Annotated in this window: 27 protein-coding genes and 1 pseudogene; 10 read left to right on the forward strand and 18 right to left on the reverse strand. The window is 71.0% G+C overall.

The features are described from left to right. Nucleotide 1 precedes the first annotated feature (1 nt). Nucleotides 2-919: a branched-chain amino acid ABC transporter permease gene (locus WDW90_RS05040; RefSeq protein ID WP_336486207.1), complete on the reverse strand. Its 918-nt coding sequence runs from the start codon at nt 917-919 to the stop codon at nt 2-4. 547 nt (nt 920-1,466) lie between these two features. Here WDW90_RS05040 and WDW90_RS05045 point away from each other — a divergent pair. Next, the gene (locus WDW90_RS05045) at nt 1,467-1,628 is read left to right on the forward strand and encodes a hypothetical protein (RefSeq protein ID WP_336486208.1); all 162 of its coding nucleotides are present in this window, start codon (nt 1,467-1,469) and stop codon (nt 1,626-1,628) included. A 58-nt stretch (nt 1,629-1,686) separates the two neighbouring features. Here WDW90_RS05045 and WDW90_RS05050 read toward each other — a convergent pair whose 3' ends face one another. Then, nucleotides 1,687-2,610, reverse strand: coding sequence for a metallophosphoesterase family protein (locus tag WDW90_RS05050; protein WP_336486370.1), 924 nt, complete (start codon nt 2,608-2,610; stop codon nt 1,687-1,689). A gap of 89 nt (nt 2,611-2,699) precedes the next feature. After that, nucleotides 2,700-3,176 (reverse strand): annotated as a pseudogene (locus WDW90_RS05055) (VIT1/CCC1 transporter family protein); the annotation flags it as partial. A gap of 326 nt (nt 3,177-3,502) precedes the next feature. On the opposite strand from WDW90_RS05055, the gene WDW90_RS05060 reads away from it, so the two are divergent. The 3 genes from WDW90_RS05060 to lpxK are packed head-to-tail and all read left to right on the forward strand — an operon-like array spanning nt 3,503 to nt 6,520. Next, a complete protein-coding gene (locus WDW90_RS05060; protein WP_336486209.1) occupies nt 3,503-4,225 on the forward strand; it encodes a lysophospholipid acyltransferase family protein in 723 nt (240 codons plus the stop codon). Next, nucleotides 4,222-5,526, forward strand: coding sequence for a 3-deoxy-D-manno-octulosonic acid transferase (locus tag WDW90_RS05065; protein WP_336486210.1), 1,305 nt, complete (start codon nt 4,222-4,224; stop codon nt 5,524-5,526). The genes WDW90_RS05060 and WDW90_RS05065 overlap by 4 nt, the downstream gene beginning before the upstream one ends. A gap of 28 nt (nt 5,527-5,554) precedes the next feature. Continuing rightward, nucleotides 5,555-6,520, forward strand: coding sequence for a tetraacyldisaccharide 4'-kinase (lpxK, locus tag WDW90_RS05070; RefSeq protein WP_336486371.1), 966 nt, complete (start codon nt 5,555-5,557; stop codon nt 6,518-6,520). A 3-nt stretch (nt 6,521-6,523) separates the two neighbouring features. Here lpxK and WDW90_RS05075 read toward each other — a convergent pair whose 3' ends face one another. Continuing rightward, complete coding sequence (locus tag WDW90_RS05075) at nt 6,524-7,156, reverse strand: LysE family translocator (protein ID WP_336486211.1); 633 nt, start codon at nt 7,154-7,156, stop codon at nt 6,524-6,526. Between the two features lie 53 nt (nt 7,157-7,209). Next, the gene (locus tag WDW90_RS05080) at nt 7,210-7,425 is read right to left on the reverse strand and encodes a DUF2093 domain-containing protein (protein ID WP_336486212.1); all 216 of its coding nucleotides are present in this window, start codon (nt 7,423-7,425) and stop codon (nt 7,210-7,212) included. Between the two features lie 106 nt (nt 7,426-7,531). Between WDW90_RS05080 and cdd the strand changes: the two genes are divergently transcribed. Genes cdd through deoA form a run of 4 tightly spaced genes read left to right on the forward strand, consistent with a single transcriptional unit; the run spans nt 7,532 to nt 10,893 of the window. Continuing rightward, nucleotides 7,532-7,993 (forward strand): cytidine deaminase, encoded by a 462-nt coding sequence (gene cdd, locus WDW90_RS05085; protein ID WP_336486213.1) that lies wholly within the window; start codon nt 7,532-7,534, stop codon nt 7,991-7,993. 19 nt (nt 7,994-8,012) lie between these two features. Next, entirely contained in the window at nt 8,013-8,822 is an 810-nt protein-coding gene (locus WDW90_RS05090) for a purine-nucleoside phosphorylase (protein ID WP_336486372.1), read from the forward strand. Then, complete coding sequence (gene deoC / locus WDW90_RS05095; protein ID WP_336486214.1) at nt 8,819-9,574, forward strand: deoxyribose-phosphate aldolase; 756 nt, start codon at nt 8,819-8,821, stop codon at nt 9,572-9,574. Before WDW90_RS05090 ends, deoC begins: the two co-directional genes overlap by 4 nt. 26 nt (nt 9,575-9,600) lie before the next feature. Continuing rightward, nucleotides 9,601-10,893, forward strand: coding sequence for a thymidine phosphorylase (deoA, locus tag WDW90_RS05100; protein ID WP_336486216.1), 1,293 nt, complete (start codon nt 9,601-9,603; stop codon nt 10,891-10,893). Nucleotides 10,894-10,959: 66 nt separating this feature from the next. Here deoA and WDW90_RS05105 read toward each other — a convergent pair whose 3' ends face one another. The 4 genes from WDW90_RS05105 to dnaK all read right to left on the reverse strand — a co-directional run bounded on the left by WDW90_RS05105 (nt 10,960) and on the right by dnaK (nt 15,366). Next, a complete protein-coding gene (locus WDW90_RS05105; RefSeq protein WP_336486218.1) occupies nt 10,960-11,241 on the reverse strand; it encodes a hypothetical protein in 282 nt (93 codons plus the stop codon). A 119-nt stretch (nt 11,242-11,360) separates the two neighbouring features. After that, nucleotides 11,361-11,996 (reverse strand): class I SAM-dependent methyltransferase, encoded by a 636-nt coding sequence (locus tag WDW90_RS05110; protein ID WP_336486220.1) that lies wholly within the window; start codon nt 11,994-11,996, stop codon nt 11,361-11,363. A gap of 184 nt (nt 11,997-12,180) precedes the next feature. Further along, entirely contained in the window at nt 12,181-13,329 is a 1,149-nt protein-coding gene (gene dnaJ, locus WDW90_RS05115; RefSeq protein WP_336486221.1) for a molecular chaperone DnaJ, read from the reverse strand. 126 nt (nt 13,330-13,455) lie between these two features. Continuing rightward, nucleotides 13,456-15,366: a molecular chaperone DnaK gene (dnaK, locus tag WDW90_RS05120; RefSeq protein WP_336486222.1), complete on the reverse strand. Its 1,911-nt coding sequence runs from the start codon at nt 15,364-15,366 to the stop codon at nt 13,456-13,458. A gap of 413 nt (nt 15,367-15,779) precedes the next feature. Between dnaK and WDW90_RS05125 the strand changes: the two genes are divergently transcribed. Beyond that, nucleotides 15,780-16,778, forward strand: a complete 999-nt coding sequence (locus WDW90_RS05125) for a cupin domain-containing protein (RefSeq protein WP_336486223.1) — start codon at nt 15,780-15,782, stop codon at nt 16,776-16,778. 6 nt (nt 16,779-16,784) lie between these two features. On the opposite strand, the gene WDW90_RS05130 is transcribed toward WDW90_RS05125, so the two are convergent. Both WDW90_RS05130 and WDW90_RS05135 read right to left on the reverse strand, forming a co-directional pair. Further along, on the reverse strand, nt 16,785-17,198 hold the full coding sequence (locus WDW90_RS05130) for a GNAT family acetyltransferase (protein ID WP_336486224.1): 414 nt from the start codon (nt 17,196-17,198) through the stop codon (nt 16,785-16,787). 8 nt (nt 17,199-17,206) lie between these two features. Further along, entirely contained in the window at nt 17,207-17,809 is a 603-nt protein-coding gene (locus WDW90_RS05135) for a YqgE/AlgH family protein (RefSeq protein ID WP_336486225.1), read from the reverse strand. A 200-nt stretch (nt 17,810-18,009) separates the two neighbouring features. Between WDW90_RS05135 and WDW90_RS05140 the strand changes: the two genes are divergently transcribed. Further along, nucleotides 18,010-18,492 carry a peroxiredoxin gene (locus tag WDW90_RS05140; RefSeq protein ID WP_336486226.1) on the forward strand — a complete coding sequence of 161 codons (483 nt, stop codon included), beginning with the start codon at nt 18,010-18,012 and terminating at the stop codon, nt 18,490-18,492. A 36-nt stretch (nt 18,493-18,528) separates the two neighbouring features. Here WDW90_RS05140 and thrB read toward each other — a convergent pair whose 3' ends face one another. From thrB to WDW90_RS05175, 7 genes are all read right to left on the reverse strand, one after another. Beyond that, entirely contained in the window at nt 18,529-19,494 is a 966-nt protein-coding gene (thrB, locus tag WDW90_RS05145) for a homoserine kinase (RefSeq protein ID WP_336486227.1), read from the reverse strand. Nucleotides 19,495-19,609: 115 nt separating this feature from the next. Beyond that, complete coding sequence (ispH, locus tag WDW90_RS05150; protein ID WP_336486228.1) at nt 19,610-20,620, reverse strand: 4-hydroxy-3-methylbut-2-enyl diphosphate reductase; 1,011 nt, start codon at nt 20,618-20,620, stop codon at nt 19,610-19,612. Nucleotides 20,621-20,773: 153 nt separating this feature from the next. Continuing rightward, nucleotides 20,774-21,118 carry a DUF1330 domain-containing protein gene (locus WDW90_RS05155; RefSeq protein WP_336486229.1) on the reverse strand — a complete coding sequence of 115 codons (345 nt, stop codon included), beginning with the start codon at nt 21,116-21,118 and terminating at the stop codon, nt 20,774-20,776. A gap of 14 nt (nt 21,119-21,132) precedes the next feature. Next, nucleotides 21,133-21,828 carry an orotidine-5'-phosphate decarboxylase gene (gene pyrF, locus WDW90_RS05160; RefSeq protein ID WP_336486230.1) on the reverse strand — a complete coding sequence of 232 codons (696 nt, stop codon included), beginning with the start codon at nt 21,826-21,828 and terminating at the stop codon, nt 21,133-21,135. Between the two features lie 28 nt (nt 21,829-21,856). Then, nucleotides 21,857-22,510 (reverse strand): uracil-DNA glycosylase family protein, encoded by a 654-nt coding sequence (locus WDW90_RS05165; protein WP_336486231.1) that lies wholly within the window; start codon nt 22,508-22,510, stop codon nt 21,857-21,859. Nucleotides 22,511-22,660: 150 nt separating this feature from the next. Continuing rightward, the gene (locus WDW90_RS05170) at nt 22,661-24,892 is read right to left on the reverse strand and encodes a xanthine dehydrogenase family protein molybdopterin-binding subunit (RefSeq protein WP_336486232.1); all 2,232 of its coding nucleotides are present in this window, start codon (nt 24,890-24,892) and stop codon (nt 22,661-22,663) included. Nucleotides 24,893-24,925: 33 nt separating this feature from the next. After that, nucleotides 24,926-25,381, reverse strand: a complete 456-nt coding sequence (locus WDW90_RS05175; RefSeq protein ID WP_336486233.1) for a (2Fe-2S)-binding protein — start codon at nt 25,379-25,381, stop codon at nt 24,926-24,928. Nucleotides 25,382-25,424 lie beyond the last annotated feature (43 nt).

A 25,424-nucleotide genomic window follows, 5' to 3' on the forward strand; every position in this document is an offset into this window, starting at 1 on the left:
CTCAAACCTTCTCGACCTCGGCCCGGCCGAGGATGCCGGAGGGCATGAAGATGAGCACGATCGCGAGGATCGAGAAAGCCGCCACGTCCTTGTACTCGATGGAGAAGTAGGCGGACCAGAAGGTCTCGATCAGGCCGATGATCAGGCCGCCGAGAACAGCGCCGGGCAGCGAGCCGATACCGCCGAGCACCGCCGCCGTGAAGGCCTTCACGCCCGGCACGAACCCGTCCGAGAACGACACGACGCCGTAGTAGAGGAGGTAGAGCACGCCCGCGACTGCCGCGAGCGCCGCACCAAGCACGAAGGTCAGCGAGATGGTGCGGTCGACGTCGATCCCGAGGAGCGCGGCCATGCGCCGGTCCTGCTCGCAGGCGCGCTGGGCCCGGCCGAAGGACGTGCGCTGCACGAGGTACCAGAAGCCGAGGAGCAGCACGGCGGTCACCGCCATGATCAGGCATTGTTTGTAGGAGAGCGTCACCGCGTAGCCGCCCTGATCGAGCAGGGTGATGCCGCCGTTGAGCATGGGCGGGGTCGGCTTGTTGCGCGCACCCTGGGTCACCTGGACGAAGTTCGACAGGAAGATGGAGACGCCGATCGCCGAGATCAGAGGTGCAAGACGGAAGGAGCCGCGCAAGGGGCGGTAGGCGAGCCGCTCGATCGACCAGCCCCACAGGGCGGTGAGCGCCATCGTGAGAACCAGAACGATCAGCAGCGCCAGCGCGATCGAGGACAGGCCGAGCCAGGTGGTGAGGAGCAGGAACAGGATCAGAGCGATGAAGCTCGACACCATGAAGACGTCGCCATGCGCGAAGTTGACCATGCCGATGATGCCGAAGACCATCGTGTAGCCGATCGCGATCAGTCCGTAGATGGACCCGAGCGTCAGCCCATTGATGAGTTGCTGCAGGAATACGTCCATTCAGCGCTGTCTCGCGTCGTCTCTGGCATCGGATCGGGGAGGTCCGGCGATGGCTGGCGGCGCTCTCGAACACCGCCCGAGGAGACCTGCCAAGCCGTGGCCCGGCATAGGCCGAGCACCGAGCCAGGAGCAAGTCCCGCACCGAAACCGCCGAGTTTCCGCCCCGAACCCGTGCTCCCGAAAGGAGTCGACCCGGACCGCGAAGATCCGGCTTTCCCAGGACCATAGACGATCCGCCGCGAAAATGCGCGCGGCTTCGCCGGTGAGATCTTGCAACGCAACCGCGGCTGTAACGGACCGCCTCGCGACCCGCCGCCGGCTGGTCCTGCGAGCCACTACACGCCTGAACGCAGGCGCGAATTCCCGCTCCTGAGACACCGCAGACGAGGCTGGGACGCCCTTCCTTCGTCCAGAACAGGCTGCTGCGTCGCAGCAGAAATACTTAGGCAGATCGGCTTCGCGGGGCCTTGCGTTGTCTGAACGGCAGGTTAACGTCGTCCCATCGTAACAGCGTTCGACGATCAACCTCCAAGGCAGGGTGGCTCCCATGTCCGAGATGATTCGTGTTCGACCGACCCAGGACGGCACCTACACCGTCTATCGCGGCCCCATAGCTCTCATCTGCGGACTGACCCGCCTTCAGGCCGAGCGCTACGAGGCCAGCATCGCGCGCCAGGAGCGCAACGCGCTCCTGCCGATGGAAGCCTGACCGTCCCCATCCCGACAGCATTGCGACGCGCGCCGGTTCGGCAGAGCCGACGCGCGTCTCATCCCTGCGTGAGCGCCAGGGGCCCGAAATCCTCCACAACTCCCTCGCCGTTGAGGCCACGCTGCAGTCCCGTGATGGCGTGCCGCACGCCCTCGCGTTCGAAGACGTAGAGGTAATAGGCCGCCCGGCGCGCCGGCATGCCGTGATGGCGGCTGCCCGGCGCGTCGGGCCTCGCGGAGGCCGAGGGACCGCCGACGACGGGCACGCCGGCACCGTCCGGGCCTGGCATGAAGCCGACGCTGCCGATGTGGTTGTGGCCGTGCAGGATCAATTCCGCGCCGGTCCGGCCGATCATGGCGGTGAACTCGCGGGCGTCCTTCAGGTCGCGTCCGGGCGAGGCGCCGCCGGGCTGCGGCGGGTGGTGGATCATCACCACGCGTGCCGGCGGATCGGCCTCGCGCGCCAGAAGCCGCAGCATCGTCTCGGCGGCCGCGATCTGCGCCGGGCCGAGGCGCCCGCTCGCCACGAAAGGCTTCGTCGGAATCGCCGAGGACAGGCCGATCAGCGCGAGCGGTCCGCGCCGGCGCAGATACGGGAAGGCCCGCATCCGGCCGTCATCGTCCGAGGTCCAGGGCGCGCAGGACTTGAGCAGACCCTCGAGGGAGCCGCGCACGTAGGCGTCGTGGTTGCCGGGCACGAAGCTCACGGCCTCCGGCGCGCCCAGAGCCTCAAGAAACACGCGCGCCGTCTCCCACTCGCTCGGCAGGCCGATGTTGCAGAGGTCCCCCGTGCAGGCGATGTGGTCGGGCGCCTGCGCCCGCATGTCCGCCACCAGGGCGGCGAGAACCGCCATGTCGTGGCTGCGCGAGCGCCCGCGGCGCCAGTTGGCGTAGCCTGTCGCGCGCTTGCTCAGGAGCTGGCGCAGGCGCGGCCGCGCGAGCGGGCCGACATGCGGATCGGTGAGGTGGGCGAGGCGGAACATCGCGGGGCGGACGCTGGGTTGCACCGCTTCGGCATCGCGGCTCGCCCGGCCGCCGTCAAGCGCGGCGGGACAAGCCCGTCCCGCGCCGATCAGGCGCTTCCGATGAACACGCCCGCGAGCAGCACCAGCACGCCGCCGAGCACTACCTGCAGCGTCGCTCGCCAGAACGGCGTCGCCATGTAGCGGGTGCGGATCGCCGAGATCACGAGCAATTCCACCGCCACGACGGCGACGGCCAGTCCCGTCGCGATCGTGAAGGCGTTCGGCCAGGAATCCGAGATCGCGTAGGGCAGCGTGTGTCCGAGCCCGCCGAGCGCCGTCATCACGCCACAGACGACGCCGCGCATCAGCGGAGAGCCACGCCCCGTGACCTTGCCATCGTCCGAGAGCGCCTCCGTGAAACCCATGCTGATGCCAGCGCCGACGGAGGCCGCGAGTCCCACCAGCAACGTCGCCCAGTTGCTGTGGGTCGCGAACGCCGCCGCGAAGATCGGCGCGAGCGTCGAGACCGAGCCGTCGATCAGGCCGGCCAAGGCCGGCTGAACGTATTGCAGCACGAAGGCGCGGTGGCGCTCGGCCGCGTCGGACTCGAGGGGGATGCCCTCCGATTTCGCCAGCATCATCACTCTGCCCCACAGTTTGGATTAATTCTAATCTATACATTGGAATCGATCCAAACAATCCCGCACGCCGCTTTTTCGCCGCGTCGCGGGGCTAGCTGGGTGATCGCGGACCAGCCGCAGTTGCGTCCGCAACGAGATCGGGGCTAGACAGCCCGCGGCCGCAGTGGTGTCCGGTATTCCGGCGGCCCCAGGGCCGATGTCGCGCGTCGGTCCGGATCCGGCCAACGGGAACCGCAGCCTATCAGGCCAGCAGGCTTCAGAAGCGAGACATGAGCCTCGTCAAACGCATCAGCCGCCTGCCCGCTGTCCAGCGCGCGCTCGGTCACCTAGCGGCGGATTACTTGCGCCTTGTGCAGCGGACGAACCGGTTCGTGGTCGAGCCCGCCGCGCCCGATGCCTGGCTCGACGGGCTCTCGCCCTTCATCGCCGGGATGTGGCACGGTCAGCACACGATGATCGCCTTCATGCGCCGGCCGCACGACCGGATCGCCACGATCATCTCGCGCAGCCCCGACGGCAACATCAACACGATCGCGCTGACGCGTCTCGGCGCCCGGGTGATGCGAGCCTCCGGCGCCCGCGGCCGCGTGGTCCGCGATGCCAGAGCGAAGGGGGGGGCCGAGGGCCTGCGCGCCATGGTCCGCGCGCTCAAGGACGGCGAGACGGTGGCCTTCAGCGCCGACGTGCCGAAGGTCTCCCGCCGGTGCGATGCCGGCATCATCATGCTCGCCCGCTTCTCCGGGCGTCCGATCGTGCCGGTGGCGGTGGTGACAAGCCGGCATCTGCGCTTCAACAGCTGGGATCGGGCCTGTCTCGGCTTGCCCTTCGGACGCGGTGCGATGGTATTCGGCGACCCGATCTCCGTGCCGCGCGAGAGCGAGCCCGAGGAATTCGAGTCCCTGCGGCTCAAGGTCGAAGCCGAGATGAACCGGGTCCACGACCGGGCCTATACCCTGGTCGGGCGTCTCGACCGGGTGGGACCGCCGGCATGAAGGCGCCCCCTCTCACCCTGCCGCTCAGGGCCTACCGCTACGGGCTCTATCTCGGCGAGCCGGCGCTCGCGGGCCTGCTCGCCTGGCGCTCGCGCCGGGGCAAGGAGGAGCCCGGGCGCCTACCCGAGCGCCGAGGCCTGCCGGGCCGCGCCCGCCCGGTCGGGTCGCTCGCCTGGATGCACGGGGCGAGCATCGGCGAGGCACTCTCGCTGATCGGCCTCGTGGAGGGCATGATCGCCCGCGGCTTCTCCGTCCTCGTTACAACGGGCACGCGCAGCGCCGCCGAGCTCGTCGGCCGCCGCCTGCCGGCCGGTGCCGTCCACCAGTACATGCCGCTCGACGCGCCGCGCTGGGTTGAGCGCTTCCTCGACCATTGGCAGCCCGATCTCGCGCTGATCGCCGAATCCGAGATCTGGCCGAACACCGTCGTGGCGCTCCACGCCCGCGAGATTCCACTTCTTCTGGTGAACGCGCGCATGTCCGAGCGCTCGTTCAGGGGCTGGGAGCGCGCACCCCGCACCGCTCAGACTCTCCTCGCGCGCATCGCCGTCTGCCTCGCGCAGACCAAGGACGACGCCGAGCGCTTCGCGCGGCTCGGCGCCCCGCGGGTGAGCGTGGCCGGGAACCTCAAATTCGACGCGGCCGTGCCCCCGGCCGACCGGCAGCAGATCGCCTATCTCGGCGGCATGATCGGGGAGCGTCCGGTCTGGGTCGCGGCGAGCACACATCCGGGCGAGGACGAGATGGTGGCGCAGGCCCATGCCGCCCTGAAGCCCCGCCTGCCCGGCCTCCTCACGATCGTGGTGCCCCGCCACCCCCGCCGGGGCGAGGACGTCGCGGCCTGCGCGGTCGCCGCGGGCCTGCGCCCGGCCCGCCGCGCCGCGGGCGGGCGTCCGCACCCGTCGATCGACCTCTACGTCGCCGACACGATCGGCGAGCTCGGCCTGTTCTACCGGCTCAGCCCCCTCGTCTATCTCGGCGGCTCCCTCGTACCGCATGGCGGCCAGAACCCGATCGAGCCCGTGCGCCTCGACACGGCGGTGATGCACGGCCCCCACACGCACAATTTCACGCAGGTCTACCGCGCCCTCGACGGCGCGGGCGGGGCCCTTCCCGTCGCGGACGGGGCCGAGCTGACCGCGAGCGTCGGCGATCTCCTCTCCGACCCGCGCCGCATCCGCACCATGGCGGAGGCCGGGCAGCGGGCTCTGCGCCCCTTCGAGGGCGCGGTGGAACGCACGCTCGCGGTGCTCGATCCCTTCATCGCCCAGATGAAGCTCACGGCCCTTCACGCCTCGTGACGCCGCATCCCGCCCGCGCGTCCCGATGATGCGCTCGCCCAGATTCTGGTCGGTGCCGGGCCATCCGGCCGCGCGGCTCCTCGCCCCCGTCGGCCACGCCTACGGCACGCTTACGGCCGCCCGCATGGATCGGGCGGGCGCCCGCGCGCCCTGCCCCGTGCTCTGCCTCGGCAACTTCACGCTCGGGGGCGCCGGCAAGACGCCGACGGCCCTCGAGCTCGCCCGCATGCTGCGCGAACTCGGCGCGAGCCCGGCCTTCCTCAGCCGCGGCTACGGCGGACGCCTCGCCGGGCCGGTCCGCGTCGACGCCGGCCGTCACGGCGCGGCCGAGGTCGGCGACGAGCCCCTGCTCCTCGCGCGGCTCGCCCCGACGATCGTCTCCCGCGACCGCCCGGCCGGTGCCCGGGCCTGCGCGGCCGGGGGGGCGGATGTCGTCGTGATGGATGACGGCCTGCAGAACCCGAGCCTCGCCAAGGATCTCTCGTTCGCGGTGGTCGATGCCGGGGCCGGAATCGGCAATGGGCTGCCCTTTCCGGCAGGCCCCCTGCGGGCGCCGCTCGCCCGGCAATGGCGGCACGTGGCCGGCCTCGTGCTCGTCGGCGAGGGCGCGCCCGGCGAGGCCGTCGCGGCCGAGGCCGCCGGGCGCGGCCTGCCGGTGCACCGCGCCCGCCTCGTGCCCGAGGACGCCTGGGCCGGCCGCCGGATTCTCGCCTTCGCGGGGATCGGGCGTCCGGACAAGTTCTTCGAGACGCTGCGGGCAGCGGGTGCCGATGTCCTCGCCACGCGGGCGTTTCCCGATCATCACCCCTATTCGGGGGCGGATCTCGCACACCTCGCGGCGCAGGCAAGACGACTCGAGGCGGACCTCGTCACCACCGAGAAGGACGCCGTGCGCCTGCCCAAGAGCCATCCCGCGCGGACGCTTGCCGTCCGGCTCGTCTTCGACGATGCGGGTGCGGTCGGCGCGCAGCTCGCGCCACTCCTGCGCCGTTAGCGCTCAGGGACGAACGCCGAAAAGCGCCGCTCCGAAGCCGACGAACAGGCTCCCGGTCACCCGGTCGAACAACCGCTTGGGTCCGGGGCGCGTCAGGTATGCGGCGAGCCGCTGGCCACCGAGCGCGTAAACCCCGTACCAGAACAGCTCCGCCCCCGCGAAGGTCGCGACGAGGATCGCGAATTGCGGCCCCTGCGGCTCCGCGCCGTCGATGAATTGCGGGAAGAAGGCGGTCGCGAACAGGAGCAGCTTCGGGTTGCTCAAGCCAATCAGGAACCCGTCCCGCACGAGACGGCGGACGGACAGGCGCGGATCGATCGCGAGGCCTGAGGGATCGGTGCCGATCGGCTCGTCCGCCCCGCGCCACGCCCTGATGCCGAGATGGATCAGGTAGGCGACGCCCGCGTAGCGGATCGCCTCGAACAGGGCCGGCCACGCGAGCAGCACGGCGCTCAGGCCCGCGGCCGAGGCCGTCACGACGAGCAGGATCGCGCTCAGGCATCCTGCCATCGAGGCGACGCTCCGGCGCAGGCCGAGGCGCGCACTGCGTGTCATCACGTGCAGCATGTTGGGACCGGGTGTCCCGCACAGGAGGAAGACGGCGCTGAAGAACAGCCACCACGTGTGGAATGTCATGGTTCGATGACCACTCGCGATGATACCCGGCCGATGCCGCGCGGGCCGCGCCCCTAGCGCCCGACGTCCCGCAGACGTTGCATGGCAGCGTCCGGCGTCGCGTAGGCCTCCTGGCGCTCCACGCTCCAGTAGCGCAGGGCGTCGAGCGGGATGGCCTCGCCCGTCACAGCGCAGCGCACGAAGCTGCCGGGCTTGATCACCCGCATGGTGCCGTCGCCGTACTCGACGACCGCCTCCCCGCTCGCCCCGCGCTCGTAACGGCCCAGCATTCCGCTCTCCCGGCTCGCAAATCCGCTCTCGCGTCATAGGAGCCCGTCAGCGCCTTGTCGATTCGCCCCCTCGACAGGGCGCCGGAGCCGGTGCGAAAGATCACGGATGCAGCTTGCGCCGAACGAGACGAATGCTGGCCCGGCCCGGGGCGACGCCCCGGAGCGCAGCCTCGTGGCCCTGTTCGAGGCGGCGCAGGCGGTACGCGCGCGGGCGCACGCACCCTACTCGAACTTTCGCGTCGGCGCGGCCCTGCGGGACGATCGGGGCCGCATCCATGCGGGCTGCAACGTCGAGAACGCCGCCTACCCGGCCGGCACCTGCGCGGAGGCCGGAGCGATCGCCGCGATGGTGGCTGCGGGCGGCCGCGCCATTCGGGAGATCCTCGTCCTCGGCGACGGAGAGGGCCTCGTCACGCCCTGCGGCGCCTGTCGCCAGCGCATCCGGGAATTCGCCGCGGGCGCGACCGCGATCCACGTGGCAGGGCCGGAGGGCCTGCGCCGCAGCTTCACCCTGGAATCCCTCCTACCCCATTCCTTCGGCCCGGAGACCCTCGGTGGCGACGCCTGACGCCCCTCACGATCCGACCGTGGCGCGCGCCGCCGCGGCTCTCGCGGAGACGGGCTTCGCAGGCCCCTACGCCTGCGCGATCGTCACCGGCACCGGCCTCGACCCCCTGGCCGCCGGACTCTCGGAGCGCGTATCGCGGCCTTATGCGGGGATCTCGGGCTTTCCGGAGCCCGGCGTCAGCGGGCATGGCGGAACGCTGCACCGGGGCATCCTCAGTGGGCGCCCGGTCCTCGTCTTCGAGGGCCGCGCGCACGCCTACGAGCGGGGCGATGCCGCCGTGATGCGCACGCCGATCGGCGTCGCGCGGGCGCTCGGCGCCGGCGCGCTCCTGCTCACCAACGCGGCGGGCTCGCTGATGCCGGAGGCCGGCCCCGGCAGCCTCGTGATGCTGTCCGACCACATCAACCTCGCGGGGCTGAACCCGCTCGTCGGCGAGGCGAGCGAGGCCCGCTTCGTGCCGATGACGGGCGCCTATGCGCCCGCGCTCCGCGCCCGGCTGCGCAGCGCCGCGAAGGGCTGCGGCATCGCCCTGCACGAGGGCGTCTACGCGTGGTTCTCGGGCCCGAGCTTCGAGACCCCCGCCGAGATCCGCATGGCGGGCCGCCTCGGGGCCGACCTCGTCGGCATGTCGACGGTACCGGAGGCGATCCTCGCCCGCTTCTTCGGGCTCCCCGTCGCGGCGCTCTCCGTGGTGACGAACCGTGCCGCCGGGATCGATGGCGGCGACCCGCACCATGCCGAGACGAAGGACGTCGCCTCGGCCGCGGCGCCCGATCTCGCTCGCCTCGTCGCCGCCTTCGTCGCCCGCCTCGACCCGGAACCGACATGAACCTTGAGCTCCCCTACGATGCCGCCGCTCTGGCGCGGCGGGTCCTGCCGCTCCTTGACCTGACGGATCTCGGCGACACCTGCACGGCGACCCATGTCGACGCGCTCTGCCGGGACGCCCGCCGCCACCGCGTCGCGGCGATCTGCGTCTGGCCGCAATTCGTCAGCCAGGGCCTGCGGGCGCTGGCGGGCTCGGGCGTGCACGTCGCCACCGTCATCAATTTCCCTGCCGGCGGCGAGGACGTCGACCGGGCTGTCGAGGACGCCGGGGAGGCGATCCGCGACGGAGCCCACGAGATCGACCTCGTCCTGCCCTACCGCGCCCTCCTGCGGGGGGACGCGGCCGCGGCGCGCGGCATGGTCGAGGCGGTGCGCGATGTCTGCCGCAGAACCTGCCTCAAGGTGATCCTGGAGAGCGGGGCGCTCGGCGCCCCCGAGACGATCGCTGCGGCGAGCTGGATCGCTCTGGAGGCGGGCGCGGACTTCATCAAGACCTCCACGGGCAAGAGCCCTGTCTCGGCAACGCCGGAGGCTGCCGAGGCCATGCTGAGTGTGATCCGGGATCACGGAGCCACCGGCCGTCATGCCGGCCTCAAGGTCTCCGGTGGCCTCCGCCGCCTCGAGGACGCCGCCCTCTACCTCGCCCTCGCCGACCGCGTGATGGGACCTGACTGGGCGGCGCCCGCGACCTTCCGGCTCGGCGCCAGCAGCCTGCTCGGCGAGCTCGATGCCGCGATCCGGGTTGGTGCATGAGCCATTCCGCGACCAAGCTTCCCCAGATGAGACCTCCCCAAGAGATCATCCGGCACAAGCGCCACGGCGGAACGCTGGCCGAGGCCGAGATCGCGCATTTCATCGCGGGGCTCACGGACGGGCGCGTCACTGAGGGGCAGGCGGCAGCCTTCGCCATGGCGGTCTGCTTCCAGGGCCTGTCGCTGGCCGAGCGCGTGGCGCTGACACGGGCGATGACGCGCTCCGGCACGGTGCTCGCCTGGGATTTGCCAGGGCCCGTCCTCGACAAGCACTCGACCGGCGGCATCGGCGATGCCGTCAGCCTCGCGCTCGCCCCGATGGTTGCGGCCTGCGGCGGCTTCGTGCCGATGATATCGGGCCGAGGCCTCGGGCACACGGGCGGCACCCTCGACAAGCTCGCCAGCATCCCGGGCTACGACGTCGCGCCGGACCTCGCGTGCTTCCGCGCCGTCACCCGCACGGTCGGCTGCGCCATCATCGGGCAGACTGCCGAGCTCGCCCCGGCGGATCGGCGCCTCTATGCGATCCGGGACATCACAGGCACGGTCGAATCCCTCGACCTGATCACCGCCTCGATCCTGTCGAAGAAGCTCGCGGCCGGCCTCGACGGGCTCGTCATGGACGTGAAAACGGGCTCGGGCGCCTTCATGGCGGAGATCGAGGCGGCGCGCGAGCTCGGCGCCAGCATCGGCGCGGTGGCGAACGGGGTACGCCTGCCCACCGTCGCGCTCATCACCTGCATGGACGCGCCGCTCGCCTCCACGGCCGGCAACGCGCTCGAGGTCGCCTACGCGATCGCCTACCTGACCGGGCGGCGCCGCGAGCCGCGCTTCCACGCCGTCACCCTGGCGCTCGCCGCCGAGATGCTGATGATCGGTCGCCTCGCCGCCGACCGAGGGGAGGCCGAGACGCGCTTGGAGGATTCCCTCACCTCGGGCCGCGCCGCCGAGATGTTTTCCCGGATGGTGGCCGCGCTCGGGGGGCCGGGCGATCTCGTCGAGGATCCTGGGCGGCACCTGCCGCGGGCGCCGGTGGTGCGGGAGGTCCGCGAGGCCGGCACGGTCGCGGCCGTGGCGACGCGGGAGATCGGGCTCGGCGTGATCGCGCTCGGCGGCGGCCGCACCCGCCCGCAAGACTCGATCGACCCCGCTGTCGGCTTCACCGATCTCGCCCGCCCGGGCGATGCCGGTGGCCTCCTCGGCGTCGTGCACGCCCGCAGCGAGGCCGAGGCCGATCGGGCGGAGACCTCGCTGCGGGCGGCCTACCGCCTCGGCAGCCCGTCGGCCGGGCGTCCGGCGGTCTTGGAGCGGATCGGCTGAGGCCGCGGGCTCGGCCTCTCCCGCACGGGAGCGGTGAGCGGCATCCCGTCTGCCACGAAGGGGTGCTTACCAGCGGTGGTGCCGGTGATGATGGTGGCGCCAGCCGTAATGGTGGTGACGTCCGTGCCCCCAACCATGATGGCGGCGATGCCCGTGGCCCCAGCCGCGGTGATGATGGTGGTGATGGCCCCAGCCGTGCCCGCCCCGCACTGCGATGAGGCCGCTCCCAGCCCCTTCAGCCACGGCGGGCGAGACCGCGAGCGGGGCGGCCTGTGCACCCGGGGTCGCGGCGACGAGGCCGCCGGCGACCGCGACGGCCGCCGCCAGAAGACGCACGTTCAGGACCATGGGCAAACTCCTGTCTCGTGAGGCCGACCCCGCGGCCGGCAAGAGGGACAGGGTTAGAGGCTGCTGCCTGAACACACCCTGACGATGGTAGCCAGGGTACCATTCAACCGATGATGGAATCAGGGCCGGCGATAAACCCAGACGCGGGCCGGCGGCAGGTTCAGCCAGACGCGGTTCGAGCCGCTTGCCGTGTAGCTGCCGGCCTCGCAGCGGGCCGGGATCGGCGGCACCACCGCGTAGGTGAACTGCACGAAGGGCGCGCCCGGGTGCATCAGATCATGGGCTGCGTTGAGAAGGTCTAGGCGCTGCTCCAGGGGCTTCGTGAACAGCGGCAGGCTCGAGATCGTGGCAGCGGCGGGCTCGGCGAGGATGCCGGCTACTGTCCGGCGGATGTCATAGGCATCGCCCCGCACGATCGTGGCGCGCGGGAAGCGGCGGCGCAGGAGCTCGCAGAAATCGGGGTTGAACTCGACGAGAACGAGCCGCTCCTGCGCGATGCCGCGGCGCACCAGCGCCTCCGTCACCGGCCCGGTGCCGGGTCCGAGCTCGACGACCGGCCCCGTCATGCGCGGGTCTACGTAGGCGGCCATGGTCCTGGCCAGCATCCTGCCCGAGGGCGTGACCGCGCCGGTGACGAGTGGCCGCTCGAACCACGAGCGCAGGAACCGGGCCTCGTCCTCCAGCGGATCGCGCCTCTCCCGCACCGGACCGGTGGCAGCCAAAGCTTTCGCGCGGGAACGGCGTAACGGCGGCAAGACCGAAGTCCCTCGAATGGGCGGGTTGATCGGGAGGCTAGACGACGAAAGCCTTCATACAGTCAAGGCGGCGGGTGTGCATAGCGCCGCCGCGGCGCGTCGCGGATCGGCCCAGCGGTCCCGCTGCAACAACCATAACCGGTCGCGCCGGGATTGGATCCGGTCGCGCGGCGACAGTCCGGGGTCACGGTCGCGCTGAGCCGCTGAGACCGTCGAAGAAGTCCCGCACCTTCGAGAAGAAGCCCGCGCTCTCGGGATGGTTCTCGTCGGAGGCAGTCTGGTCGAATTCCTGCAGGAGTTCGCGCTGGCGCTTGGTCAGATTCTGCGGCGTCTCCACGAAGACCTGGATGTAGAGGTCCCCGACGTCCCGCGCGCGTAGGACCGGCATGCCCTTGCCCTTGATGCGGAACTGCTTGGCCGTCTGCGTGCCGGCCGGGATGCGCACCTGCGTCTGAGAGCCATCGATCACCGGCACGGTGATCTCACCCGAGAGCGCGGCCGTCACCATCGAGATCGGCACCCGACAGAACAGATCGGCCCCGTCGCGCTGGAAGAACTCGTGCGGCTTGATCGACAGGAAGACGTAGAGGTCGCCCGCCGGGCCCCCGCGCAGGCCGCTCTCGCCCTCGCCCGCAAGCCGGATCCGCAGCCCGTCGTCGACGCCCGCCGGCACGTTGATCGAGAGCGTCCGCTCGCGGCTGACGCGGCCGGCGCCCGAGCAGCTCGGACAGGGATCGTCGATCACCTCGCCGCGCCCGTGGCAGTTCGGGCAGGTGCGCTCGATGGCAAAGAAGCCCTGCGCCGCCCGCACACGCCCGTAGCCGGCGCAGGTCGGACAGGTGCGCGGCTTCGAGCCGGCCTTGGCGCCCGAACCGGCGCAGACCTCGCAGGTGACCGAGGTCGGGATCTTGATGGTCTCGGCCTTGCCGGTGAAGGCCTCCTCAAGCGAGATCTCGAGGTTGTAGCGCAGGTCCGCGCCGCGCTCGCGTCCGGGCTGGCCGCCGCGCCCGCGCCCGCCGGAGGCGCGGCCGTCGCCGAAGAAATTGTCGAAGATGTCGGACATGAAGTCCCCGAACTCGTTTCCGAATCCGGGGCCGCCCGCGCCCTGGCTGAAGGCCGCGTGGCCGAAGCGGTCGTAGGCCGCGCGCTTCTGGCCGTCCGAGAGGCACTGATAGGCCTCGTTGATCTCCTTGAACTTGATCTCGGCTTCCTTGTCGCCGCGATTGCGGTCCGGATGATAGGTCATGGCCAGCTTGCGGAAGGCCACCTTCATCTCACCGTCCGACGCGGTCTTTGAGACGCCCAGGATCTCGTAATAGTCCCGCTTCGACATTCCCCGGCCCCAAGGTCCCCAATAAGCCGCTCCCCGAGCCTGCGCCCGGGGAGCGTGCCGTCATCGCACCGTCCTGTGGAGCGGCGCGGGACCGGATCGCTCCGGCCCCGCGCCGCCAAGCAAGCCTCAAGCCCGCTTCTTCTGGTCCTTCTCGTCGACTTCCTGGAAGTCGGCGTCGATGACGTCGTCCTTCTTCTCGGCCGCGGCCCCGTCCGGGCCGGCCTCGCCGCCCTGGCTCGCCGCGTACATAGCCTCGCCGAGCTTCATCGAGGCCTGCATCAGGTCCGTGGTACGGGCCTTGATGGACTCGGCGTCGTCGCCCTCGAGTGCGGTGCGGAGTGCCGCGATCGCGGTCTCGATCGCGCCCTTGTCGGTGGCCGAGACCTTGTCGCCGTACTCGCCCACCGACTTCTCGGTAGCGTGAATGAGGCTCTCGCCCTGGTTCTTCACCTCGACGAGTTCGCGGCGCTTCTTGTCGGCCTCGGCATTCGCCTCGGCGTCCTTGACCATCCGCTCGATGTCGGCGTCCGAGAGTCCGCCCGAGGCCTGGATGCGGATCTGGTGCTCCTTGTTCGTCGCCTTGTCCTTGGCCGTCACGTTGACGATGCCGTTGGCGTCGATGTCGAAGGTCACCTCGATCTGCGGCATGCCGCGGGGTGCCGGCGGGATGCCGACGAGGTCGAACTGGCCGAGCAGCTTGTTGTCGGCCGCCATCTCGCGCTCACCCTGGAAGACCCGGATGGTGACCGCGTTCTGGTTATCCTCGGCCGTCGAGAAGGTCTGTGACTTCTTCGTCGGGATCGTGGTGTTGCGGTCGATGAGCCGCGTGAACACGCCGCCGAGCGTCTCGATGCCGAGCGAGAGCGGGGTCACGTCGAGGAGCAGCACGTCCTTGACGTCGCCCTGGAGCACGCCGGCCTGGACGGCGGCGCCGATCGCCACGACCTCGTCCGGGTTGACGCCCTTGTGGGGCTCCTTCCCGAAGAAGGACTTCACCACGTCCTGCACCTTCGGCATGCGGGTCTGGCCGCCGACGAGCACGACCTCGTCGATCTCGCCGGCCGACACGCCCGCGTCCTTGAGCGCCTTGCGGCAGGGCTCGATCGTGCGCTGGACGAGGTCGTCCACGAGGCTCTCGAACTTGGCGCGGCTGAGCTTGAGCGCGAGGTGCTTCGGGCCGGTCGCGTCCGCCGTGATGTAGGGAAGGTTGATCTCGGTCTGGGTCGCGGACGAGAGCTCGATCTTGGCCTTCTCGGCGGCCTCCTTGAGGCGCTGGAGCGCGAGCTTGTCCTTCGTCAGGTCGATGCCCTGCTCGCGCTTGAACTCGGAAGTCAGGTACTCAACCACGCGGTTGTCGAAATCCTCGCCGCCCAGGAAGGTGTCGCCGTTCGTCGACTTCACCTCGAAGACGCCGTCGCCGATTTCCAGGATCGAGACGTCGAAGGTGCCGCCGCCGAGATCGTAGACCGCGATCGTGCCGGCCTTCTTCTTGTCGAGGCCGTAGGCGAGCGCGGCCGCGGTCGGCTCGTTGATGATGCGCAGCACCTCGAGACCCGCGATCTTGCCGGCGTCCTTGGTGGCCTGGCGCTGGGCGTCGTTGAAGTAGGCCGGGACCGTGATGACAGCCTGCGTGACGGGCTGGCCCAGATAAGACTCGGCCGTCTCCTTCATCTTCTGAAGCGTGAAGGCGGAGATCTGCGAGGGCGAATACTTCTTGCCGTCGGCCTCGACCCAGGCATCGCCGTTGTCGCCCCGGACGATCTTGTAGGGCACGAGGCCCTTGTCCTTCTGCGTCATCGGATCGTCGTAGGTGCGGCCGATGAGGCGCTTGATGGCGAAGAAGGTGCGTTCCGGATTGGTCACGGCCTGCCGCTTGGCGGGCTGGCCGACGAGGCGCTCCCCGTCGTCGGTGAAGGCGACGATGGACGGGGTGGTGCGGGCGCCCTCCGCATTCTCGATGACCTTGGGCTGCGTGCCTTCCATGACGGCCACGCAGGAATTGGTGGTCCCGAGGTCGATACCGATGACTTTACCCATGGTGGGATCCCTCTGTTGTTCTGATCAAGCAGACCGCCGAGCCCCGAAGCAGCTCGGCCCATGGCGGTGCGGAATGGATGAGAACGGGACGCGGGCCGGACCGAAGGCCGCAGACGGCCAGATCCGGCGCTTAATCCCGTGCTTCGCCGCATATAAGAAGGTCGATGCGGGCTCGCAAGGCGAAGCAGACGCTTCCGCACGTGACGAGCTATCCTCCTGTGCGCGCAGGACGATCCGGCTCGGATGCGGCCCGGTATCGGGCGGCCGGATGACGATTTTGTGGCCCCGCTGCCACGCCCGCGCCATCGATGCCGTGCTACACTCTGGCCAGATCGGTGATGCTGCCGGCGAATTCCGGCTCCGGCGGCATTCGTCGAGGTCCCGGCGTTGAAGCCTCCGGTTCGAAAGTCTCGATGCGTCCGACCCGCGTTCTCGCCCTCGCCCTCCTGTGTTTCACCCTGCTTCCGGCCCTGCCGCGCGAGGCTGCGGCGCAGTCGTTCTTCGAGGAACTCTTCGGCATCGGCCGCGCGGCCAAGCCCCCGGTCCCGCCCCGCGGTGTGCCGCAGGGCGCTCCGCAGGGGGGCCCGGCCGAGCCTGGCGCGCCGCCCGCCCCGGGAGCGCCCGGCGAGCCCGCCGCGGAAGCGCCCCGTCCCGCGGCGCCGCCGAAGCCCGTCGTGCTGAGGGCGCCCGCCGACGATAACGTGGCGGGGCAGGATCTGCTGCTGAACGGCCTCAGCGGCAGCCTCAGGCTGGAGCGCGCCGGCCCTGCCATGACGGCCCGGGTGACGTTGCCGGGCACCAAGGTCTCGCAGCCGACCGAATCCTGTTCCGTCCCGCTCGCGGGCGGCAAGCCCATCACCCTGACCTCCGAGGGTCGGCCCGAGGGCGTCGGCCGCTTCGAGGCCGCCGCCGCCGAGTGCCCGCTGCGCTTCGACGTGCTCGAGGGCGGCGTCCTCGTCACGCCGCTTGGCGGCAACCCGGTCTGCACCTTCTCGGCGCAGGATTGCGCCACCACCCCCTCCGGCCTGTGGGGGCCGCCCGCCGCGACGCTCATCCCTCGCTCGGGCGAGTTCGACACGGCCCGCGGCATCGCCGACAAGGCGGTGCGCGACAATTACAAGTTGATGACCCAGCGAGCCCGGCGCGAGGACGTGCGCCCGATCGTGACCGAGCAGGCGGCCTTCTCGTCCGACCGCGAGCAGGTCTGCCGGACCTACGCCCGCGAGGGCTCGCACGGCTTCTGCCACCTGCGGGTCTCTGAGACCCGCGCGCTGGCACTGGCCGCCCGCCTCGGCGCCACCGCCAGCCCGACGCCGACGGCCGCCGCCACGCCGCCGCGACCGGCGCGCCGCAAGCCCGTGGTCGACGGGATGAACCCCGATGCCGGCGGCGCGCCGCCGCTGGCGGAATAGCGGATTTCAGATCCCGGCAATGACCTTCTGCAGGCAGACGGTCGCGGTGTCGCGGAAGCCGAGGTGCTTGTAGAACGCCACGACGTCGGCGTTGTCGGCGCGCACGAGGAGTTGCAACTTCCAGACGCCGCGCTCGGCGAGCCAGCGCTCGGCCGCCGCTATCATTGCCCGGCCGAGGCCGTCGCCACGCCGCGCGGGATCGACGGCGAGATAGTAGACCCAACCGCGGTGCCCGTCCTCGCCGACCATGCAGGTCGCAACCAGCCGGTCGTCAGTCTCGGCCGCCAGCACCGTCGCGTGGGCGGACCGGCACGCGAACGCGAAGTCCTTGGCGGGATCGTTCCAGGGACGCAATACGCCCGCCGCGCGCCAGAGCGCGATGACGGCCTCGGCATCCCCGTCACGCACCTGCCGGATCACGGCGTCGTTCAGGCCCGCCCGGCCGTCAGGGAGAGCATCGCCGGGTCGATGCCGTTGCTGCGCAGTGCCCACTCGTACTTGGAATCGAGGGCCGGGTGGAAGATCAGTTCCGGGTCGGCCGGGCAATTGAGCCAGCCATTGGCCATGATCTCGCTCTCGAGTTGCCCCGCCTGCCAGCCCGCGTAGCCGAGGGCCAGCACGGCGCTCGTCGGCCCGTCGCCGTTGGCGATGGCGCGCAGGATCTCGACGGTGGCGGTTAGGCAGATGCCGTCGTCGATGATGAGCGTCGACTGGTCGATATGGAAATCGTCGGTGTGGAGCACGAAGCCGCGCTTGCCCTCGACGGGACCGCCCATCAGCACCGGCATGTGGCCGACGCGCTCGCGCAGGCGGATCGCGTCGGCGGCGGGCGCCACGTCGAGCTGCACGAGGAGGTCGGGCATCGAGAGGTCGGTCACCGGCTTGTTGACGATGATGCCCATCGCCCCATCCGCCGAGTGGGCGCAGACGTAGATCACCGATCGGCTGAAGCGCGCGTCCATCAGCCCCGGCATCGCCACCAGGAACTGACCGTCGAGGAAGGCGCTGCTGCCGGGCCGGTGTCTCTCCATGCCTCCATGCTACGCCCCCGAGCCCGCTTGTCCAGCGGGCAAAGCGTCCGGATTGCGGGTTCGACCCGCCCGGCCGGGCGCCCCTTCCCTCGCCTCGACATGCGCCAGCGGCCACGCTAGACGGGCGGACCCTTCAGGCTCGCGCATGCGCGCGGGCACGGGCGGGCGGCCATGGCGGCCCGCGATCGAGGAGAGAGCGGATGACGATTCAGGTTGGCGACCACCTGCCCCAGGCGACCTTCCGCGTGAACGGACCGGACGGCCCGCAGGCCAAGACCACCGACGACGTCTTCAAGGGCCGGAGGATCGTGCTGATCGGCGTCCCGGGCGCCTTCACGCCGAGCTGCCACCGCAACCACCTGCCGGGCTTCGTCGCCAAGCGCGACGAGATCCTGGCCCGCGGCATCGACGCCATCGCTGTCACCGCCGTCAACGACGTGTTTGTGCTCGATGCCTGGGCGAAGGCCTCGGGCGCGGACGGGATCGAGTTCCTGGCCGACGGCAATGCCGACTTCGCGCGCGCCACGGGCCTCGACATGGACGGTACCGGCTTCGGCCTCGGCATCCGCTCGAAGCGCTTCTCGGCGCTGATCGAGGACGGCGTCGTGCGCATCCTCAACATCGAGGAATCCCCCTCCAAGGCCGAGGCTTCCGGCGCCGAGGCACTCCTCAAGGTGATCTGAGCGGTCCGGGCGGGGCCGACGAGCCCTGCCCGCTCCCTAGCCGGCCCGGCCGTAGTCGCGGGCGCTCCCCGCCTCCCGGTGGAAGACGAGACGCCGGTCGTACTCGCGCGGATCCTTCGGCTGCACCAGCGCTCCCGGCGGAACGTTCAGCCAGTCGACGAGGCGAGTCAGCATGAAGCGGAGCGCCGCCCCGCGGCACAGGACCGGCAGCGCCTCGACCTCGGCGGCCTCGAGGGGTCGCACCGCCTCGTAGCCCGCGATCAGCGCGGCGGCCATGTCGCGGTGGAAGCGGCCGTCCGCCTCGAAGCACCAGGCGTTGAGGCAGATGGCGAGGTCGTACGCGAAGGCGTCGGTGCAGGCGAAGTAGAAGTCGATCAGCCCGGACAGGTCGTCGCCGATGAAGAACACGTTGTCGGTGAAGAGATCGGCGTGGATGACGCCGCCCGGCAGGTCCCTGGGCCAGGCCTCCTCCAGCGCCGCGAGGTCGGCGCGGGTGCGCTCCGCGAGCCCCGGCGAGACGCTGTCGGCCTGAGCCTCGGCCTGCCCGAACAGCCCGCGCCAGGCGCCGACCGAGAGGTTGTTCTCCCGCACCATCCCGAAATCCCGGCCTGCCGCGTGCAGCTCGGCCAGCGCCCGGCCGAGCGCCCGGCAATGATCGACGCCCGGGTGCTTCACCGAGACGCCCTCGAGGAAGCTGACGATCACGGCCGGCCGCCCGCACAGGCGCCCGAGCGCCGAGCCCGCGCGGTTGCGGATCGGCTGCGGGCAGGCGAGCCCGCGCGTCGCGAGGTGCTCCATCAGGTTGAGGAAGAACGGCAGGTCGTCCTCCCGCACCCGCTTCTCGTACAGGGTGAGGATGTAGGAGCCCGCGGTGGTGTGCAGGAAGAAGTTGGTGTTCTCGACGCCCTCGGCGATGCCCTTGTAGGAGAGCAGGCTCCCGATCTCGTAGGCGGCGAGGAAGGCGGTCAGCGCCTCGTCAGATACCTCGGTGTAGACGGCCACGGGTCTCGCGCTCGGGGTTGGCCCATCTCGCGAGTGGGCTCTGGAGATCTCACGGACGGCAAGGGGCGCCGCCGAGGCGCCCCTCTACACAATCCCCGGGCCCCGGCAAACCGCTTTACTCGGCGGCCTCGCTGCGAAGCTCGCGCGGCAGCGGGAAGGACATGTCCTCGACCACCGTCGAGACCGTGTCGACGGTGACCTCGTAGCGGGCCGCGAAGGCGTCGATGATCTCCTCCACGAGCACTTCCGGGGCGGAGGCGCCGGCGGTCAGCCCGAGCTTGCGCACGCCCTCGAAGGCCGGCCAGTCGATCTCCTCGGCTCGCAGAACGAGGCGCGTGATCGGGCATCCGACCCGCTCGGCGACCTCGCGCAGGCGCTGCGAGTTCGAGGAGTTCGAGGAGCCCACCACGATCAGCGCGTCGACGAGGGGCGCGATCTGCTTCACCGCCTCCTGGCGGTTGGTGGTGGCGTAGCAGATGTCGTCCTTGTGCGGCCCGGTGATGTTCGGGAACTTCCGCTTCAGGGCCTCGACGATGTGGCGGGTGTCGTCGACGGACAGCGTCGTCTGCGTCACCCAGGCGAGGTTGTTCGGGTCCGCCGGCGTCAGCGCGGCGATCTGGTCGAGATCCTCCACCAGGGTGATCGAGCCCTTGGGCAGCTGGCCCATGGTGCCGACGACCTCGGGGTGGCCGGAATGGCCGACGAGGAGCACGTGGCGGCCGCGCTTGTGATGGATCTCGGCTTCGCGATGGACCTTGGTCACCAGCGGGCAGGTGGCGTCGATGGTGGTGAGCCCGCGGGAATCCGCGTTTGCCGGCACCGTCTTGGCGACGCCGTGGGCGGAGAAAATCACGGGCGCGCCCCCGTCCGGCACCTCGTCGAGTTCGCGCACGAACACGGCGCCCTTCCGCTTGAGGCTCTCAACGACGTACTTATTGTGGACGATCTCGTGCCGGACGTAGACCGGCGGCCCGTAGATCGCGAGCGCCCGCTCGACCACGTCGATGGCGCGCACGACGCCGGCGCAGAAGCCGCGAGGTGCCGCGAGGAGGATCTCCAGGGGCGGCTTGGCCGCCCCCAGGCGAGACGCGTCCGGGGCGGAGAGATTCGTGATATCGGCGCTCATGATCCGGGATGTGGCGAGGGGGAGCCTGCCCTGTCAACCTGTCGGCCGGCCGAAACCCGCCCGCTCCGGGCGCCTCCATAGCACATTTGCCGGATTTGGTGACTCCGGATGACGCGACCGTGACCGGCGGGGAAGCGTCTGCGGCCGGCGCCCCTATTCCGACGCCGGGCTCGACGGCTGGGGCGGCAAGCCCTCGCCGGGCTGCGGCCCGTCGTAGCCCTCGATCACGATGAGGTCGGTCTCGGCCCCGCCCTTCTGCCTGGCCTTGGCAGCCTGATACGCCTCCGAGTTCCAGCAGGCGAGCGCGTCCGCGTAGGACGGGAACTCGATCACCACGTTGCGCGCCCGGGCGCTGCCCGAGACCACCTCGAAGGAGCCGCCCCGCACCAGGAAGCGACCGCCGAACCGTGCGAAGGCGGCGCCGTTCGCCGCCGCGTAGTCCCTGTAAGCCTCAGCGTCGTGCACATCGACCCGGACGATCCAGTATCCGCGTGCCATCGAGTGTCCTCCTCTCACGCCATCTCGGCAACGATGCGCCGGGCGACGTCCCGCGGATCGGCCGCGCCCGTGATCGGGCGCCCGACGACCACGTGGTCGATCCCGGCCGCGCGGGCCTCGCCCGGTGTCATCACGCGCTTCTGATCGCCGAACACCGCGCCTGCCGGCCGGATGCCCGGCGTGACGATGATGCGGTCCGGCCCGATCACGCCCCGCACGGGCACGGCCTCGACAGCGCTGCAGACGATCCCGTCGATGCCGGCCTCGATGGCCTGCGCGGAGCGCCGCGCCACGAGGTCGGGCACCGGCAGCGCGTAGCCGGCCTCGCGGGCATCGGCCTCGTCGTAGGAGGTCAGCACCGTCACGGCGAGGATCTTCAGGTTGTGGCGGCCCCGCCCCCGCACGGCCGCCCGCATGGTCTGGGGATAGGCGTGGACGGTCAGGAAGGCGGCGCCGAGGTCGGCCAGCGACTGCACCCCCTCCTCCACCGTGTTGCCGATGTCGTGGAGCTTGAGGTCGAGGAAGACCTTGAGGCCGCGCTTCGCGAGCCTCGGCACCAGCGCGAGGCCGCCCGCATAGGCGAGGCGGTAGCCGATCTTGTAAAAGGTCGCGGCATCCCCGATCCGCTCGACAAGGGCCTCGGCCGCGGCGACGTCGCCGAGGTCGAGGGCGACGATGAGGCGGTCGCGGGGATCGGCGGGATCGGGCATCACGGTCTCCGGCAATGCGGGGCACCCATCACGCGGGGCTGGCCGGTGTCAATCCGTCACCCATCACCCGCGCCACCTCGTCCTTGAGCACGGGCAGGAGCTCGGCCTCGAACCAGGAATTGCTTCGGAGCCAGCCGTTGTTGCGCCAGGACGGGTGCGGCAGCGGCAGCACCCGCGGGCGGCGCGGCTCGGCCAGGATCTCGCGCCAGCGCGCGACCGTGCCGGTGAGCCCGTCTTGGAGCCGCCCGAGATGCCAGGCCTGCGCGTACTGGCCGATCACCAGGACCAGCTCGAGGTCCGGCAGGCCCGTGAACAGGTCGCGGCGCCAGCGCTCGGCGCATTCGCGCCGCGGCGGCCGGTCGCCGCCCTTGGCGTCGAGGCCGGGAAAGCAGGAGCCCATCGGCACGATGGCGACGCGCGAGGCGTCGTAGAAGGCCGCTTCGTCGAGGCCGAGCCAGGCGCGCAGGCGCACGCCCGACGGATCCATGAAGGGCGTGCCTGTCCGGTGTGCCCGCGTGCCCGGCGCCTGGCTGGCGATGCAGAGGCGCGCCGTCGCGCTCCCCTGCACGATCGGGCGCGGCTCCTGCGGCAGGGGCGGCCCGTGGACCGGCGCATCCCGGCAGATCCGGCAGGCGCGGAGCGCGGCGGCGGTGGCGTCGAAGGCTGTCTCGCGGGAGGTCATGCCCGTGTGAGATGGGGCGTGCGCGGGCACCCCGCACGGAGCCCGACATGAAAAGACGGCGCGGTGTTGAACCGCGCCGTCGAAGTCGGGTCGAAACCTTTGGGGTCCCGGGACTCTGCGCCCCGGGGCCGCCCACGTCTGTGCGTTTCCTCACACGCCCCGGAGGCTCGCGAGGTCGAGCGGCAGCGAGCGCAGGCGCTGGCCGGTCGCCGCGAAGATCGCGTTCGCGATCGCGGGCGCCAGCACCGGCACGCCGGGCTCGCCGATGCCGGTGGGGGCCGCCCGCGAGGGCATGATGTGCACCTCGACCACCGGCATCTCGCTCATCCGGGTCGGCTCGTAGGTGTCGAAGTTCCGCTCCTGCACCACGCCGTCCTTGAGGGTGACGCGATTGCGCAGCACCGACGAGAGGGCGAAGCCGACCGCGCCCTCCACCTGGGCGCGCACGATGTCCGGGTTCACCGCGATGCCGACATCGACCGCAGCGACGATGCGGTTGACCTTGACCTTGCCGGTCTCCACCGAGACGTCCGCCACCATGGCGACGTAGGAGCCGAAGGATTCGTGCGCGGCCACGCCCAGGGCGCGGCCCTTGTCGGGCTTTGTCGCCTCCCAGCCCGCCTTCTCGGCGGCGAGCCTCAGCACGCTCGAGAGGCGCGGTGCCTGGTTGAGGAGCGCGAGCCGGTAGGCAACCGGGTCGGCGCCCGCCGCGTGGGCGAGCTCGTCGACGAACACCTCCATGGCCTGAGCCGTGTGGGTGTGCCCGACCGAGCGCCACCACAGCACCGGCACGCCCTCGCGGGCATTGTGCACCTCGAAGCGGTAGGCCGGCAGCGCGTAGGGCGTGTCGGAGGCACCCTCGACCGTGGTGCCGTCGACGCCGTTCTTGACCATCATGGCCTCGAAAGGCGAGCCGATCATGATCGACTTGCCGACCATGACGTGCTGCCAGCCCGTGATCGCGCCCCCAGCGTCGAGGCCAGCTCGCAACTTGTGGTAGACGGTAGGCCGGTAATAGCCGCCCGCCATGTCGTCCTCGCGGGTCCAGACAAGGTGGACCGGCGCCTTGCCGCCCGTCGCCTTCACGATATGAGCGGCCTCCGCCACGTAGTCGGCGCTCGGCGTCGCACGCCGACCGAAGGAGCCGCCCGCCCATTGCGTGTGAAGCCGGACCTTGTCGACGGTGACGCCGAGGATTCCCGCCACGACGGCCTGCTCGACCGTCTGGAACTGCAGCCCGCCGAAGACGTCGAAGGTCCCGTCCGGGGCCTGCTCGATCGTGACGTTGAGCGGCTCCATCGGCGCGTGGGCGAGATAGGGGAAGCTGAACTCCGCCTCCACCACCTTCGCCGCCCCCTGGATCGCTGCCGCGGGATCGCCCCGCTCGGAGGCGACGTGGCCGGGGCGCTTGGCCGTCTCCCGGTACTCGGCCAGGATCGCGTCGGAGGAGCGCGCCTCGGCCGCGCCGTCGTCCCAGGTCACGCTGAGCGCGTCCCGCCCCTTGCGGGCCGTGTAGGTGTCCCGCGCGATCACCGCGACTCCGCTCGGGATCGCGACCACGTCGAGGACGCCGGAAACCGCCCGCGCGGCCTTGTCGTCGACGCTCTTCACCGTCGCGCCGAAGCGCGGGGGATGCGCGACGATGGCGGTGACCTGGCCGGGGCGGCGGATGTCGAGGGCGTAGACCGCGCTGCCGTTGGTCTTGGCCACCGAGTCGAGACGCGGCACGCCCTGGCCAATCAGGCGCCACTCGCTGGGGTCCTTCAGGCGGGGCTCCTGCGGCACCGGCAGGGTCGCGGCGGAGGTCGCGAGCGCGCCGAACTTGGCGTCGCGCCCCGAGGCGACGTGGCGCACGACGCCCCGCTCGACCGTGATCTCGGCGACCGGCACCTTCCACTGGTAGCTCGCGGCCGCCACCAGCATCTCGCGGGCGGCCGCACCCGCCTTGCGGAGCTGGAACCACGAATTGGCGATGGCGGTCGAGCCGCCGGTGCCCTGGATCGGGCCCATCAGCAGGTTGTTGTAGAGCGCGGCGTCGGCTGGCGCGAACTCGGTGCGCACCTGCGCCCAGTCGGCGCCGAGTTCGTCAGCCAGGATCGTGGCGAGCCCGGTCGTGTTGCCCTGGCCCATGTCGAGATGCTTGACGATCACCGTGACGGTATCGTCCTGGGCGATGCGCACGAAGGCGTTCGGCATCGCCTTGACCTTCGAGAGATCGGGTCCGCCGGCGGCGCGGGCGGGCCCGGCGAGATCGAGGCGGAAGCCAATGACGATGGCGCCCGTGGCGGCGGCGCCACCGCCGAGGAAGCCGCGGCGGGAGACGCTGCGCGGGTCGCCGCCCGGCGCGCGGTCTCGGGCCTTCGACCGACCGATTGTCAGCATGGGATTGCTCCAGTCAGGACGGATACGGGACGATCAGGCGAGGGAGCGCGCGGCTTCGTGGATTGCCGCGCGGATGCGCTGGTAGGTGCCGCAGCGGCAGATGTTGCCGTCCATGGCGCCCGTGATGTCGGCGTCGCTCGGCTTCGGGTTTTCGGTGAGGAGGCCGATCGCCGACATGATCTGGCCCGACTGGCAGTAGCCGCACTGCACCACGTCGAGCTTGCGCCACGCGCCCTGCACGGCCTCGGCGACCCGGCCCGAGACGCCCTCGATCGTCGTGACCTTGGCCTCGCCGACATCGCCGATCGCGGTCTGGCAGGAGCGCACCGGCTGACCGTCGAGATGGACCGTGCAGGCGCCGCACTGGGCGATGCCGCAGCCGTACTTGGTGCCCGTGGCGTTGAGGTGGTCGCGCAGGACCCAGAGGAGCGGCGTCTGCGGATCGGCATCGACCTCGTGGGAGACGCCGTTGACGGTGAGCTTCAGCATCGCCTGTCCCTTCCGGATCGAGCCCTATGCAGCCAGCGCTAGT

Source organism: Methylobacterium nigriterrae, assembly GCF_037106235.1.
GTDB lineage: Bacteria > Pseudomonadota > Alphaproteobacteria > Rhizobiales > Beijerinckiaceae > Methylobacterium > Methylobacterium nigriterrae.